At 35.9% G+C, this 13,969-nt stretch carries 18 protein-coding genes; all 18 read left to right on the forward strand.

What is annotated here, in order from left to right; genetic code table 11:
• Window positions 1–3 precede the first annotated feature (3 nt).
• The 18 genes from QNJ52_RS06360 (at window position 4) to QNJ52_RS06445 (ending at window position 13,931) form a co-directional block, all read left to right on the forward strand.
• Window positions 4–1,128, forward strand: coding sequence for a virulence factor (locus QNJ52_RS06360; RefSeq protein WP_283722142.1), 1,125 nt, complete (start codon window positions 4–6; stop codon window positions 1,126–1,128).
• Window positions 1,125–1,559: a BrxA/BrxB family bacilliredoxin gene (locus QNJ52_RS06365; protein ID WP_283722143.1), complete on the forward strand. Its 435-nt coding sequence runs from the start codon at window positions 1,125–1,127 to the stop codon at window positions 1,557–1,559. Before QNJ52_RS06360 ends, QNJ52_RS06365 begins: the two co-directional genes overlap by 4 nt.
• Window positions 1,543–2,337, forward strand: coding sequence for a hypothetical protein (locus tag QNJ52_RS06370; RefSeq protein WP_219491705.1), 795 nt, complete (start codon window positions 1,543–1,545; stop codon window positions 2,335–2,337). The genes QNJ52_RS06365 and QNJ52_RS06370 overlap by 17 nt, the downstream gene beginning before the upstream one ends.
• Window positions 2,338–2,584: 247 nt before the next feature.
• Entirely contained in the window at window positions 2,585–3,535 is a 951-nt protein-coding gene (locus QNJ52_RS06375; protein WP_283722144.1) for a thymidylate synthase, read from the forward strand.
• A gap of 9 nt (window positions 3,536–3,544) precedes the next feature.
• Window positions 3,545–4,027 (forward strand): dihydrofolate reductase, encoded by a 483-nt coding sequence (locus QNJ52_RS06380; RefSeq protein WP_219491699.1) that lies wholly within the window; start codon window positions 3,545–3,547, stop codon window positions 4,025–4,027.
• Window positions 4,020–4,748 (forward strand): lysophospholipid acyltransferase family protein, encoded by a 729-nt coding sequence (locus QNJ52_RS06385; protein ID WP_283722145.1) that lies wholly within the window; start codon window positions 4,020–4,022, stop codon window positions 4,746–4,748. Before QNJ52_RS06380 ends, QNJ52_RS06385 begins: the two co-directional genes overlap by 8 nt.
• A gap of 4 nt (window positions 4,749–4,752) precedes the next feature.
• On the forward strand, window positions 4,753–5,598 hold the full coding sequence (locus QNJ52_RS06390) for a DegV family protein (protein WP_219491693.1): 846 nt from the start codon (window positions 4,753–4,755) through the stop codon (window positions 5,596–5,598).
• Window positions 5,591–6,139 carry a DUF2140 family protein gene (locus tag QNJ52_RS06395; protein WP_241427512.1) on the forward strand — a complete coding sequence of 183 codons (549 nt, stop codon included), beginning with the start codon at window positions 5,591–5,593 and terminating at the stop codon, window positions 6,137–6,139. The genes QNJ52_RS06390 and QNJ52_RS06395 overlap by 8 nt, the downstream gene beginning before the upstream one ends.
• A gap of 4 nt (window positions 6,140–6,143) precedes the next feature.
• Window positions 6,144–6,674: a peptide-methionine (S)-S-oxide reductase MsrA gene (gene msrA, locus QNJ52_RS06400; protein WP_099483572.1), complete on the forward strand. Its 531-nt coding sequence runs from the start codon at window positions 6,144–6,146 to the stop codon at window positions 6,672–6,674.
• The gene (gene msrB / locus QNJ52_RS06405; RefSeq protein ID WP_219491687.1) at window positions 6,664–7,095 is read left to right on the forward strand and encodes a peptide-methionine (R)-S-oxide reductase MsrB; all 432 of its coding nucleotides are present in this window, start codon (window positions 6,664–6,666) and stop codon (window positions 7,093–7,095) included. Before msrA ends, msrB begins: the two co-directional genes overlap by 11 nt.
• Window positions 7,096–7,109: 14 nt before the next feature.
• Window positions 7,110–7,610: a PTS sugar transporter subunit IIA gene (locus QNJ52_RS06410; RefSeq protein WP_219491686.1), complete on the forward strand. Its 501-nt coding sequence runs from the start codon at window positions 7,110–7,112 to the stop codon at window positions 7,608–7,610.
• Entirely contained in the window at window positions 7,610–7,831 is a 222-nt protein-coding gene (locus tag QNJ52_RS06415; protein WP_219491683.1) for a YozE family protein, read from the forward strand. The genes QNJ52_RS06410 and QNJ52_RS06415 overlap by 1 nt, the downstream gene beginning before the upstream one ends.
• An 82-nt stretch (window positions 7,832–7,913) precedes the next feature.
• On the forward strand, window positions 7,914–9,380 hold the full coding sequence (locus QNJ52_RS06420; RefSeq protein WP_099483575.1) for a S41 family peptidase: 1,467 nt from the start codon (window positions 7,914–7,916) through the stop codon (window positions 9,378–9,380).
• A 12-nt stretch (window positions 9,381–9,392) separates the two neighbouring features.
• Window positions 9,393–10,454 carry an undecaprenyldiphospho-muramoylpentapeptide beta-N-acetylglucosaminyltransferase gene (locus QNJ52_RS06425; RefSeq protein WP_219491680.1) on the forward strand — a complete coding sequence of 354 codons (1,062 nt, stop codon included), beginning with the start codon at window positions 9,393–9,395 and terminating at the stop codon, window positions 10,452–10,454.
• Between the two features lie 11 nt (window positions 10,455–10,465).
• Window positions 10,466–11,089 carry a phosphatase PAP2 family protein gene (locus tag QNJ52_RS06430; RefSeq protein WP_219491677.1) on the forward strand — a complete coding sequence of 208 codons (624 nt, stop codon included), beginning with the start codon at window positions 10,466–10,468 and terminating at the stop codon, window positions 11,087–11,089.
• Window positions 11,090–11,284: 195 nt separating this feature from the next.
• On the forward strand, window positions 11,285–11,881 hold the full coding sequence (locus QNJ52_RS06435; protein ID WP_219491674.1) for a GNAT family N-acetyltransferase: 597 nt from the start codon (window positions 11,285–11,287) through the stop codon (window positions 11,879–11,881).
• 11 nt (window positions 11,882–11,892) lie between these two features.
• Window positions 11,893–12,564, forward strand: coding sequence for a response regulator transcription factor (locus QNJ52_RS06440; protein WP_219491672.1), 672 nt, complete (start codon window positions 11,893–11,895; stop codon window positions 12,562–12,564).
• A complete protein-coding gene (locus tag QNJ52_RS06445; protein WP_219491669.1) occupies window positions 12,561–13,931 on the forward strand; it encodes a HAMP domain-containing sensor histidine kinase in 1,371 nt (456 codons plus the stop codon). Before QNJ52_RS06440 ends, QNJ52_RS06445 begins: the two co-directional genes overlap by 4 nt.
• The last annotated feature ends 38 nt before the right edge of the window (window positions 13,932–13,969 follow it).

Genomic DNA, 13,969 nt, shown 5'->3' on the forward strand with positions numbered 1-13,969 from the left:
AAAATGGAAATAAAAAAGATAGAACCTACACCAAGTCCAAACACATTAAAAATTACGCTCGATTTTAACAAAGAAGATATGAAGAGTACAACTTACCAAAGTATTGAAGCATCTAATCCTGCATTTATCAATGAATTACTGAATATTAAAAATGTAAAAGCAGTATTTCATGCATTAGATTTTATTTCAGTGGATAAAAATCCGAGCAGCGACTGGGATATACTGCTACCAGAAATAAAACAGGTATTTGCAAGTGAATCGATAGCGGATGTTAATCATCAGCCAGTTAGTGATTCGGGTGAAAAGCAGGTAGAAGTATTGGAATTCAAAAATATCCCATATCAGATTAAGATAACTTATCTGGATAGTGAAGTACGTAAACAACTTGATTTACGCTTTATTGACGCAATGCTCGACAGTCAGAATGATGATGATAATGTTATATTATTAAGACGCTGGGTCGATTATGGAATAAGGTATGGTACAGATGAAGAGATTGTTAATACTGTAAAAGAAGAGATTGATGCACTATATCCTGCTGAAAGATTACAGGAACTTGTTGAAGCGGGTAAAGCAAATAGATACGAAGATCATTCTAAACAGCTGGAACGTGTTTCAATAGAGACTTATTTAAGTACAGATGACTGGAAGGAACGCTATCGTATGCTGGATCATTACCCGACACCTGATATCAGCGATATCCCGTTCCTGAAAGTGGTATTAAGTGATGATAAACCTCAGCTAAGAAGACTTGCTGTAATGTTCCTTGGCATGATAGAATCACGTGATGTCCTTCCATTGCTGGATGAGGCAATGAAGGATAGAAATATTGCGGTACGAAGAACTGCAGGAGACACAATTAGTGATCTAGGATATAAAGAAAGTCTTGATACGATGCACCAGGCATTAAATGATAAAGCACCAATCGTCAGATGGCGTGCCGCTATGTTTATCTATGATGAAGGTGACGAAACTAGTCTTCCATATTTAGAAGCTCATTTAGAAGACGAAGCATTTGATGTAAAGTTACAAGTGCAGATGGCTTACGAACGTATCAAGAATGGTGAAAGCGCAGCCGGATCAGTATGGAAACAAATAGCTAACAGAAATAAAGGAGAATCATTATGAATGCATACGAACAATATATGAAACAATTATCAGAGGGTATGAGAAGTGAGTTAACAAACAATGGTTTTAAATCATTAGAAAGTAGTGAAGCGGTCGATAAACATTTTAGTGAAGCAGGGGATGCTACTACGTTTGTTGTCATTAATTCTGTATGTGGCTGTGCAGCAGGCCTTGCAAGACCTGCTGCTGTTACGGTTGCGACACAAAATCCAGTTAAACCAGACCATATTGTTACGGTCTTTGCTGGACAGGATAAATTGGCGACTGAAACAATGAGAGGTTATATCGGGCAAGCGCCTTCAAGTCCATCTATGGCATTATTCAAAGGAAGTACGCTCGTAGGCTTTATACCGAGAGAACATATTGAAGGACGACCGGTTGAAGAATTATGTATGGATATTAAAGAGCAGTTTGATGAACACTGCGTATAAGCTGAGGATAACAACGTGTGTTAATCCGGATGAAAGTGTTCTTGATTACGTCAGTATGATCTTAAAGGATCTGGAAAATTATTATTCTGATACGAAGGTTATCATTAGAGGGAAAAAGACAGTAAAGTCTTTCTTCATTGAAAGTGATATACCGCTTCTAATCATCCAGAAAAACGGTATCTATCTATATACTCAAATTGATAACAAAATCAGTTACCAGGAAAGTACGATGAATATTAAATATAAACAGTACGTAAAAACAGGCATACTTCCACCGCTTGTTGCTGCGGTTACTGATAATGCTGATACCCCTCTTCTTATCGCAGACTGTACAATGGGATTAGGTAACGACCTGATGCTGATGGCCAGAACATTACAGCGCGCAAACTTTTATGCCTATGAACAAAATTTTTATATACATTTTGCGATAAAATGGAGCATGAATTACTATTGTAATGCTATCAACCCAGAACTGAGAGAAGCTTTTAATTCGATTAATTTTGTCTTTGGCTCCATTGAACAGGATGATACACTATTTGATGTGATATATGTGGACTGTCTTTATCAGAATACTGTTGATACTTCTAATATTAGTGCGTTAGTCAATTTTTTGACTGGGGATATGCAGGATGCAAGATCGTTACTGGATAATGTTGTTCAAAGGGACGCCAAATTAGTCTTACGTGCAGAATATAATTCACCATTAATTTCGCAGTACCCATTTGAAATGAATATCAGAAGAAATACGATTACACATTATGGCATATTAAAAAAATAAGGATTCAGGAATTGTCCTGGATCCTTATTTTTTATGCACCGAATAATAACTATTCAGTAATACACATACTGATCATATAGCATAATAAAAGAAATAATCCTGAAACTACCATGATTGAAGCATCCATGCAATTCACTCCTCTGTTATACAAATATGCGCGTTTAATATTACAATATGTAATTCTTTAAATGTCGCCTATATATCTGTATTATAATGTATATAAGTAAAAATAGAAAGAGGTGGCGATATGAATTCTTTTGACCTTGAATATCATAATTTATTAAAACTTATTTTAGAGACCGGTAAGGATAAGGATGATAGAACGAATACTGGGACATTGTCAGTTTTTGGACATCAGATGCGATTCGATCTTTCTAAAGGATTTCCATTGCTGACAACAAAGAAAGTATCTTTCAAACTTGTAGCAACTGAACTGATCTGGTTTATCCGTGGGGATACGAATATCAGATACTTGCTTGAATATAATAACAATATATGGAATGAGTGGGCTTTCTTAAAATGGATTGAAAGTGATGAATACATGGGTCCGGATATGACTGATTTTGGTCATCGTGCATTGCGTGACGCTGAATTTAATGAACAGTATCGAGAGCAGCTGAATATTTTTAAAGAAAAGATTCTGACGGATGATGATTTTATGCAACGCTATGGCGATCTAGGGAATGTGTATGGTAAACAATGGCGTCAATTTGAAACGAAGGATCGTGTGACTGATCAGCTAAAGGAAGTGATTGAACAGATTAAGTTGAATCCACATAGTAGACGTCATATTGTATCAGCCTGGAATCCAGGAGAAATTGATTCGATGGCACTGCCACCTTGTCACACAATGTTTCAGTTTTATGTAAATAATAATAAGCTTTCATGTCAGCTGTATCAACGCAGTGCAGATGTATTTCTTGGCGTGCCTTTTAATATTGCAAGCTATAGCCTACTAACACATTTAGTTGCGAGAGAATGTGGGCTAGAAGTGGGTGAATTTATCCATTCTATGGGAGATGCACATATTTATTCGAATCACATCGAAGCGGTTGAAACACAGTTGATGCGGTCATCTTATGAAGCACCTAAGCTTCAAATTAATAGCGATAAGGATATATTTAATATTGAGTATGAAGATCTAGAAATAATCGATTACACAGCGCATCCGGCGATTAAAGCGCCGATTGCAGTCTAAGGAGCAGATATGTTATCTATAATTGTTTGTCATGATAGAAATAGAGTAATTGGATTTGAGAATAAGATGCCATGGCACCTTCCGAATGATCTCAGACGAGTGAAAACATTAACAACGCATAACACGATAGTAATGGGGCGCAGAACATATGAATCATTAGGTAAAGCATTACCTAATCGCCGAAATGTAGTACTCACACGAGATAAAGATTTTAAACCGAACGATGCAGATGTGATTTATAGTCTAGAGGAAATTGATCTGCTTGAAGGTCATGTATTTATATTCGGTGGACAAAACTTATACGAACAGATGATTGATAAGGTGGATGATATGTATGTCACGGTTATTGAAGAGAAATATCCTGGAGATGCATTTTTCCCTGAATATACATTCAAAGATTTTAAAGTTAAATCCATAGAAGAAGGTGTACTTGATGAGAAGAATGTGATACCTCATCACTTTATGCATCTTGTGAGGTATACAAATGATTAGAATGATGAAGACAGTCAGTGTAATTATCGGTTATGCTGCATTTATTACACCGCAATTTAAACGAATTGAAAAAAAAATACTTGAACAGGATGATGTGTATAAAAGAGATAGGCTTGCTTTTATCGAACCTAAGAAGTGGGCACATGCTGTACTGAAAACTGCGGGTGTCACAGTTCAAGTTAAGCAAGAAAATGCACTTCCTACAAATAGTGTCCTATTTGTCAGTAATCATGAAGGTAATTTTGATATTCCTGTACTGATTCACGCGATTGATAAGCCATTTGGATTTGTATCCAAAGTCGAAGTCAAGAAAATACCGTTTCTCGATAAGTGGATGACAATGATGAACTGTATATACCTTGATAGAACAAATCGCCGTTCTTCATTACAGATGATAAAAGATGGAATCGCATCATTAAAAGCAGGGCATAGTGTACTTATATTTCCTGAAGGAACGAGAAGTAAAGGACATGGTATAGGAGATTTTAAAGCAGGGTCACTGAAGCTTGCAAAATCAGCACAAGTGCCGATTATACCAGTGGCTATAAAAGGTACTTCAAATATTATGGAAAAACATGATAGTAAGAAAATGGTTCCGGGAACTGTGAAAGTGACTATTCTGCCCGAAATTTCGCCAGATATATTTAATGATCTGACGTTACAGGAAGCAGCTGATTATATCAAGAATATAATTGCAACAGAAATAAATAAAGAGGGATGACGACATGAGTAAAATTAAATTAATCGTAGATTCTACACACGATTTGCCAGCGCAATATTTAAAAGATCATGGTATCGTACAAGTACCATTAAATATTGTAATGGAGGGTAAAACATATCTGGATCAGGAAGAAATCACATCAGATGAATATTTAGAAAAACTAATAGCACTTAAGGAAATTCCTAAAACGAGTCAGCCAGCCACAGGTAAGTTTGTCGAAATATACCAAAAATATATCGAGGAAGGTTACGAAATATTAAGTCTGCATATGACGCATCGTCTGAGCGGGACTATTGGCAGTGCGCAGACAGCCGCCGGTATGGTAGATGGAAAGGTCACAGTTATCGATTCTGGATTTATCGCACAATCATACGGATTTATAATACAAAATGTAGCAGAGTTAATCATCAAGCATAAATCGATGGATGAAATAGTAGCGGCTATTGAAAATATGAAAACTCAATCAAAGCTCTTTCTAGTGATTTCTCAGCTTGATTATTTAAAAAAAGGCGGAAGAATTTCGCGAGGAAAAGGCTTTATTGGTGGACTGATGAATCTCAAGCCTGTTGCAGAAGTGGTAGATGGCGAGATTCATGTTCTTCAGAATGTACGTACAATCAATTCAGTCGTTAAGCTTCTGACTAAAGAAGTAAAAGAAATGAGCGAACAATATAAATATTTGAGAATTGGTATATCAGAAGCACAGGCTAATGATTTACTTACGAAAGTGAAATCTGCAGTGGAACCTTTTACTGATGAAAATATATCGATTCATACTACGACACCGATTGTGTCAACGCATACCGGACCAGGTGCAATAGGATTATCGGTATTTGGCTACAATGACTAGAATAATTAAATCACCCATCTGGTTTATACTCTCAATCTTATTAGTTACTGTTATCATTGTTGGATTCACTATCTTTAATCTTAGGCTGACCGATGAGGTATCAAAACAGAATTTTAAGACGAATCATTTATCGAGTAATGACACACTGATTCTTTCGGAATCTACGGTAGCAAAGTATTTACCTCAAGATAAAGATAATAAAATTTATTTTAAGTCAAGCAAGATTTTAATCCACAACAAATCGAAATTTTTAAATCAAGATGTCCACGTATCTTTTATCACAACACCAGAAGTGTATATGGACGGAATTTTAAAGCTTAAAATTGATGATGTAATCATTGGAAAGCTGCCTTTTGGCAAACAGAAACTATTGGCTATCGTTTCTGAATTTGGTAATCTGCCCGATGGTGTAAGCTTAAATAAGAAGGAAGCTGCTTTTTACTATGATTTAGGAGTGATAGAATATGGTAAAACAAATTTATTGCTCAAGGAGATTAATCCCTCAAAGAAATGGGTATTTGATATAAAAATAAAGGAGTGATTTCATGCAAAAAGCAACTTTTGCAGGTGGATGTTTCTGGTGTCTTGTGAAACCTTTTGATACATTTCCTGGTGTTCAGTCAGTAGTTAGTGGATACAGTGGCGGACATGTCGATAATCCATCTTACGAAGAAGTATGTACTAATACAACCGGTCATAGAGAGGCAGTACAAGTCACTTATGATGAATCCCAAATTTCTTACGAAGATATATTAAAGGTTTATTTTATGACTTTTGATCCTACAGATGATAAAGGTCAGTTTTATGATCGAGGTGAAAGCTATACGCCGGCAGTCTTCTATCATAACAATCAACAAAAAATTGAAGCGTTAGAATATATTAGAAAGCTCGATGATGCGGGCATATTCGCTCAAAAGATAACAACACCGGTATTACCTTATAAGAATTTCTATGCTGCAGAAAAAGAGCATCAAGATTATTATAAGAAGGCGCCGGAACATTATGAACGTTATCAGGTGGGTTCTGGAAGAAAAGCATTTATTGAAAAGCATTGGGGGAATAAAGATGAAAGATAAAGACTTAAATGAACTTACAGAGATGGAATATTATGTGACTAAAGAAAACGGTACGGAGCCACCATTTCAAAATGAATACTGGAACCATTTTGATAAAGGACTCTATGTCGATAAACTGAGTGGTAAACCGCTTTTTACTTCTGAAGACAAGTTTGATTCATCTTGCGGCTGGCCGAGTTTTTCTAAGGCAATTTCTGATGATGAAATCATTGAACTCGTTGATAAATCTCATGGTATGACACGTACAGAAGTAAGGAGTGATGCAAGTGACAGCCACCTTGGGCATGTCTTCAATGATGGTCCAGCTGACAGAGGTGGGTTAAGATACTGTATCAACTCTGCAAGCATCCAGTTTATACCTTACGATAAACTTGAAGCGTTAGGATATACACAATATCTATCTTTGTTCAATAACAAATAAATAGGAGTGGTATAATGTTTAAGAAATTGTTTGGTAAAGGGAGTCAGCCTGAGAAGAACATAGAGATCGTCGCCCCTATTACAGGGAGTTTTATAGCAATCGAAGATATACCAGATCCAGTCTTTGCTCAGAAGATGATGGGTGAAGGTTTTGGTATCAGACCATCCAATGGTCTGGTCGTTGCCCCTGTCGACGGTGAAATTATCAATGTATTCCCAACGAAACATGCCATTGGTATAAAGGCCAATAATGGTGTAGAACTGTTAATCCATGTTGGTCTTGAGACTGTTACAATGAAGGGTGAAGGTTTTAATGTATTAGTTGCCCAAGGAGATCAAGTGACAAAAGGTGATGCACTGCTTGAATTTGATATCAAAAAAATTGAAGAACAAGCGTCATCTATTATCTCTCCAGTAATTATCACAAATTCAGATACTCTGAAATCTATTACTGTAGACGCACCAGAATTGCTGATTCAAGGCGAAACTGTCGTTCTGTCTGTTGAGACAAATTAATGGTAAGGTCTTCATTTTATCATTTTGTTTTAACTGAGCGAGGTGCGGGCAATGAGTTTGGTCAGTTTGCTGAAGCGGTGTTCCTGGATTTAATGTTTCCAAAAGATGAAAGCGATTATAATCAGCTATCAACATATATCGAAGAGTATGGAACAGCAAGCATGTCTTTATCAACATATGATCGTTTATATGAGAAATATTTAGAATGGTTAAAATTTTAGCACGTATCTTATATGATACGTGCTTTATTTATATATTTTTTATATACTAAAATAATAATCAATAGTATATGGATGTGAAAATATGAAAGACAATAACAAGAATGACAAATCTTCAACCGAAAATGTAGAGAGAAACTATGTGATATCTCCATTTAAATTTATCATGATGCTTTTATCAACTATAATAATTACAGCAGCTGTAACAGCATTTGCGATACTCAGTGGCAACGAGAAGATTATAAGCGACGATACGCAAAAAAGATCGGAGTTTGTAAAGTTATATGCCGTATATGATACGTTAAATAAAAAGTATTATAAGAAAGTGGAAAAAGATAAACTGATTGATGGTGCAATCAAAGGAATGGTCAGTGGACTTGACGATCCATATAGTGAATATATGACGAGTGCTGAACAAAATGATTTTACGGAATCAATGCAAGGAGATTTTCAGGGGATAGGAACTGAGATTGAAGAGAAAGATAACAAAATTATGATCAGCAGTCCTATCAAGGGTGCCCCAGCTCAGAAGGCTGGAGTGAAATCTGGTGATATTATCATGGCGGTTGATGATAAATCTGTCGAAGGAAAGTCGACGCAAGATGTAGTTAAACTTGTGAGAGGCAAGAAAGGGACGGTTGTCACACTAACGCTAAAAAGAGGAGATGCTGAACCTTTCGATGTTAAAATTACGCGTGATAAAATACATATGAACAGTATTGAATATACTTTCAAAAAGGATGGTACAGGGGTTATTACCGTAATGAAATTCCAGGAAGGTACCGCTGATGAATTTACCGATGCACTTAAATCCCTACGTGATAAAGGGATGAAACAAGTTGTAATTGATTTGAGAGATAATCCAGGGGGCTATTTAGATGAAGCAGCAAAGATGGCCGAAACTTACTTAGAAAAAGGTAAGGTTATTGTTCAGATGGAAGATGTATCGGGTAATAAAGAATTATTGAAAGCTTCTAAAGATGAAGACGCACTTACAAAGAATCTTCCAACAGTTATTCTCTTAAATGAAGGATCGGCGAGTGCATCGGAAGTCTTCGCAGCGGCGTTGAAAGATAATGGTAAGGCGAAGATTGTTGGTCATAAATCATTTGGAAAAGGAATCGTACAGACAACATCGACGTTTAAAGATAAATCAATGATTAAATATACTGAACAGAAGTGGTTGACACCAAACAGTACATGGATCCATAAAAAAGGAATTACCCCAGATATTAAGGTCGATCTTCCGTCTTATGTGCATGGTCAGATGCTCGATGCGGATGAAGTACTCACACTGCATGTAAAAAGTACGAAAGTAAAATCCATGGAGATGGGCCTTAAAGCATTAGGTTTTGATCCGGGTAAAGTTGATAACACGTTTGATGAATCTACTTTGTATGCTGTCCAGAACTTTCAAATGGAAAATAATCTTACCGTAGATGGCATAATGACAGGTAAGACTACAGATAAATTTATGACACAGCTTGCAAAAAAGATTGAAAATGATGATGTACAGCTTAAAAGAGCGATACAAGAAGCAAAGAAAAAATAGGAGGTTGTCTAATTGAAAATTGCATTTACTGGTGGAGGAACGATTGGGCATGTTGCCGTTAATATGGCACTCATTCCTGAAGCGGAAAAAGAAGGAGTGAGCTGTCTTTATATCGGATCAAAAAATGGAATAGAAGCAGAGGTCATAAAGGAGCAGTTTCCTCAAATTAAATATTATGCGATTTCGAGCGGAAAATTACGTAGATATTTTTCGGTTGAAAATGTCAAGGATATATTTAAAGTTCAAAAAGGTGTATTAGATGCTTTAAGGATACTTAAGAAGGAAAAACCGGATATCATTTTTTCTAAAGGTGGATTTGTAGCTGTCCCTGTTACAATTGCAGCAAAGATTTTGAATATAAGAACGATAATCCATGAATCTGATGTTACACCGGGTCTTGCCAATAAGATTGCACTCAAATTTGCTGACAGAATGTACACGACATTTAAAAAGACGCTGGACTATATCCCTGCTGAACGCGGAGATCATGTCGGTAGTATCATCAGAACGGATCTCTTTGAGGGGCATATTAAAGAAGGATATGCCATCACGCAATTGAATGAACATAAGCCTGTTGTAATGATAATGGGAGGTTCATTAGGTTCTAAGAAAATCAACGATGTGATATTTGAAAATCTAGATATGCTGCTTGAGAATTATCAGCTCATACATCTAGTAGGTAAAGGGAATTCTAATGATATTTCAAGACAAGGATATTATCAGATAGAATATGCAGGTGAAGAACTGAATCATCTGTTCAAGATTACAAACTATGTTATTTCAAGAGCGGGTTCAAATGCTATCTTTGAATTTCTTGCATTAAAGAAGCCTATGATCTTAGTGCCACTCGGCAAAGATCAAAGTAGAGGAGACCAAATTGAAAATGCTGCTCAGTTTGAGAGCCAGGGATATGCTATGGTCATACAGGAAGAAGAATTCACGCTGAATAATTTAATGGATAAGCTGGAATATTTAAATGAACATCAACACGCAATCCAGCAAAATATGAGTTCGCAAAAATCATTATATACAGCTAATGATCTATTGATGAAAATAATAGCCGATGCTAGTTAAGGAGTAGAATTATGTCTCAGGCGAAAAGAATTTTGTTGATATTAATATTCAGTTTTATCTTTGGATTGATTGCATTTTTCCATGAATCACGCATTGGAAAATGGATTGATAATGAAGTCTATGAATTTATATATTCTTCAGAAAGTTTCATTACAACTACAATTATGCTCGGGTTCACAAAGATCGGTGAGGTCTGGTCTATGATTCTGCTGTCTTTACTCATAGTATGTTATCTTCTGCTTAAAAGGTTAAAAATAGATGCGCTATTCTTCGCATTATCTATGATCTTGTCTGGCGTGCTTAATCCTCTGCTGAAAAATATCTTTGATAGAGAGAGACCGACATTATTGCGTCTTATAGATATTACAGGATTTAGTTTTCCAAGTGGCCATGCTATGGGATCTTGTGCGTTTTTCGGTAGTCTGGCAATCTTGATTAAAAACCATTCGGATAGCTCCTTTAAGCCTTATTTAATCGGTATGTGTGTGTTTGCTATCCTTATGATTTCAAGTAGTAGAGTTTATCTTGGCGTACATTATCCGACTGATATTATTGCTGGGATAATTGGAGGAGTCGTTTGTATATTATTATCACAATTAATTTTAGATAAAGTAATTGACAATCGTTCTCAATAAGGTATAATAATAAATGAAAATGATTCTCATTTAAATAGAGTTCCCCCTCTGATGAGCATTTTCACCCCCTTTTATGCCCAAAAGCACCTGACTTGCCCGGTCAGGTGCTTTTTATTGTTCCTTTTTAAAAAATAGCTAATTTTAAACTTTTTGTGGTATTATTTTTTTATAAATTAATGATATGAGGTAATTGAATTGAGCATACATACATTTGAATCACTTGTACTGGAAAATGACAGAATAAAATTAATTCCGATGCAGATTGAGCATGCAAAAGACCTTCATGAAATCAATCACGAATCCATCTGGAGCTATATGTTGTTTCAGGCCACCAGTATGGATCTTATGGAGCAATGGGTGATCGATGCAGTCCATCTTAGAGAAACGTTGAAGTCTATTCCTTTTATCGTAGTACTGAAAGCAACGAATGAAGTAGTGGGGTCCACACGCATTAAAGATATTGACTATGAGAATGATGCCTGTGAAATCGGAACGACCTGGTTTGGTGTAAAAGCTCAGAAAACCTTTGTAAATACTGATAGTAAATATTTATTGCTCGAATTCTGTTTTGAGACACTTAATATGGTACGTGTACAGATTAAAGCGGATGAACGTAACGAGAGATCAAATAGAGCGATCGAAAGACTTGGTTTCCAAAAAGAAGGTGTGATACGTAAGGAGCGCAATTTACATGGTGTTAGAAGAAATTTGATCATTTATTCTGTCATTGATGATGAGTGGCCTGATGTAAAGAAAAAGATACAAGAAATTCAAAAGAAATATTTAACATAGGAAGTGTCCCGATGAAACGTATTCTAGTAGTTGAAGATGAAGCGAACTTAGCGAGGTTTATCGAGCTGGAGCTCACACATGAATCTTACGATGTAACTGTAATGTATGATGGAGAAAATGGTCTGCAAGAGGCACTTAGCTCGGAATATGATTGTATATTACTCGATATAATGCTGCCTAAACTCAATGGACTTGAAGTTTGTAGAAAACTTAGAAGTGAAAAGGACACGCCTGTAATCATGATTACTGCAAAAGGTGAGACATATGACAAAGTAATAGGGCTTGACTACGGTGCAGATGATTATATCGTTAAACCATTTGATATTGAAGAATTGTTAGCGAGATTAAGAGCATTACTCCGTCGCAATAAGAATGAATATGATGGTGAACATCTGCTTGTTGTAGGAAACCTCCAGATTGATAAGGAGGCGTTTACTGTCTCGTGTGATAATCAGCTTATCGAGCTGACTAAAACTGAATTTGAACTGCTGAAATTACTTGCGATGAATAAGAGACATGTTATGACAAGAGAAAAAGTGCTTACAGCTATATGGGGCTATGACAATGAGGTAGAAACAAATGTCGTAGATGTTTACATCCGTTACTTAAGAAACAAACTGAAACCTTTTGGTCAGCATCAACTGATAGAAACTGTTCGCGGTGTAGGGTATGTTATTCGATGAAGGTATCACAGTCTTTAAGAATTAAGTGGATGCTGCTTACAACGACAATTTCATTTATCGTTTTCATGCTCTTTAGCTTCTTAATCATTTATCTGATCGGTGTTTATCAAAAGGAGCAGGAAGCTGAAATAGCAAAAAGAAGCTTGTCTGATATATCAGTGATTATGGCTACTAAAAATATTGCGGAATTGAAGATTGATGATCTTAGTAGATCTCTATCGTCGAGTGATACGTTTGTTTATTTTAATAGGCAAGGAGAACAGCTTTTCAGTATTTCGGGTCAATCTGCGGAGAAGGTTGATATCGCATTCAATCCAACAACTAAGATAATATCTAAAGACGAAGTACATCAAGGCAAAAATTATATCGTTATGTATTCACCACTTAATAATGCCAACTTTCATGGCTATGTTGTATTAGTGCACTCTTTAAAAAACCATGACGATGTCATCGAATTCTTAATCATTATCAGCAGCTTCTCCAGTTTAACCGCACTATTTTTGACGGCCATGCTAAGCTATGTGTTCTCAGGCCAGATTACGAAACCTATTCGTATGATTGCTGAACAGATGAAACGGATAAAAAGAGATGGCTTTCAAAATAAACTCGCTTTTTCAACTCAATATCATGAAACAAATGATCTCATTGAAACTTTCAATGAGATGATGACACAGCTTGAGCAGTCATTTGACCAACAAAAACAGTTTGTTGAAGACGCATCACATGAACTTAGAACACCATTACAGATTATCAATGGCCATCTTAATCTTATAAAGAGATGGGGCAAGAATAAACCGGAAGTACTTGAAGAATCTTTATCGATATCTATTGAAGAAATGGCTAGAATCAATAAACTCGTTGAAGAACTATTAATTTTATCGAAAGATTTGTCGCTGGTTGAGTCTTCGCCGCAAGAAGTAATTGATATTAATGAAGAAATAAAGTCAAGAATTAATGCCTTCTCGCAATTAAAATCTGAATACACTTTTGATTTCCATAGTTCGGAAAAATTGATCAGACTGACGATTAATCGATTTCATTTTGAACAGATATTAACGATATTTTTAGATAATGCGATTAAATATGATGAGAAAAATAAACACATTATTGTTAGGACAACAAAAAAAAATAAATTCGCACAAATCGAAATCATAGATTATGGTATCGGTATTCCTGAAGAAGATCTGCTGAATATTTTTGACAGGTTCTATCGTGTAGATAAATCACGTGCACGCTCTAAAGGTGGAAATGGACTTGGTCTGTCGATTGCAAAGAAATTGATTGAGACGTATTCAGGTACTGTTTCTATTGAAAGTGAATTACATGTCTATACAAAAGTTAAGATACAGCTACCAATTCGCTCATAATATTTCACAAAGTTATGTTTTACCTCTTTAATTTCATG

The organism is Macrococcus sp. S115 (assembly GCF_030067655.1).
Lineage (GTDB): Bacteria > Bacillota > Bacilli > Staphylococcales > Staphylococcaceae > Macrococcoides > Macrococcoides psychrotolerans.

What these genes read in the sequence shown, in the direction of transcription:
- QNJ52_RS06385 (WP_283722145.1), top strand. Translation starts at nt 4,020, where the DNA reads ATGATTAGAATGATGAAGACAGTCAGTGTAATTATCGGTTATGCTGCA.
- QNJ52_RS06430 (WP_219491677.1), top strand. Translation starts at nt 10,466, where the DNA reads ATGTCTCAGGCGAAAAGAATTTTGTTGATATTAATATTCAGTTTTATC.
- QNJ52_RS06410 (WP_219491686.1), top strand. Translation starts at nt 7,110, where the DNA reads ATGTTTAAGAAATTGTTTGGTAAAGGGAGTCAGCCTGAGAAGAACATA.
- QNJ52_RS06395 (WP_241427512.1), top strand. Translation starts at nt 5,591, where the DNA reads ATGACTAGAATAATTAAATCACCCATCTGGTTTATACTCTCAATCTTA.
- QNJ52_RS06380 (WP_219491699.1), top strand. Translation starts at nt 3,545, where the DNA reads ATGTTATCTATAATTGTTTGTCATGATAGAAATAGAGTAATTGGATTT.
- QNJ52_RS06415 (WP_219491683.1), top strand. Translation starts at nt 7,610, where the DNA reads ATGGTAAGGTCTTCATTTTATCATTTTGTTTTAACTGAGCGAGGTGCG.
- QNJ52_RS06375 (WP_283722144.1), top strand. Translation starts at nt 2,585, where the DNA reads ATGAATTCTTTTGACCTTGAATATCATAATTTATTAAAACTTATTTTA.
- QNJ52_RS06445 (WP_219491669.1), top strand. Translation starts at nt 12,561, where the DNA reads ATGAAGGTATCACAGTCTTTAAGAATTAAGTGGATGCTGCTTACAACG.
- QNJ52_RS06360 (WP_283722142.1), top strand. Translation starts at nt 4, where the DNA reads ATGGAAATAAAAAAGATAGAACCTACACCAAGTCCAAACACATTAAAA.
- QNJ52_RS06420 (WP_099483575.1), top strand. Translation starts at nt 7,914, where the DNA reads ATGAAAGACAATAACAAGAATGACAAATCTTCAACCGAAAATGTAGAG.
- msrB (WP_219491687.1), top strand. Translation starts at nt 6,664, where the DNA reads ATGAAAGATAAAGACTTAAATGAACTTACAGAGATGGAATATTATGTG.
- msrA (WP_099483572.1), top strand. Translation starts at nt 6,144, where the DNA reads ATGCAAAAAGCAACTTTTGCAGGTGGATGTTTCTGGTGTCTTGTGAAA.
- QNJ52_RS06365 (WP_283722143.1), top strand. Translation starts at nt 1,125, where the DNA reads ATGAATGCATACGAACAATATATGAAACAATTATCAGAGGGTATGAGA.
- QNJ52_RS06440 (WP_219491672.1), top strand. Translation starts at nt 11,893, where the DNA reads ATGAAACGTATTCTAGTAGTTGAAGATGAAGCGAACTTAGCGAGGTTT.
- QNJ52_RS06390 (WP_219491693.1), top strand. Translation starts at nt 4,753, where the DNA reads ATGAGTAAAATTAAATTAATCGTAGATTCTACACACGATTTGCCAGCG.
- QNJ52_RS06370 (WP_219491705.1), top strand. Translation starts at nt 1,543, where the DNA reads ATGAACACTGCGTATAAGCTGAGGATAACAACGTGTGTTAATCCGGAT.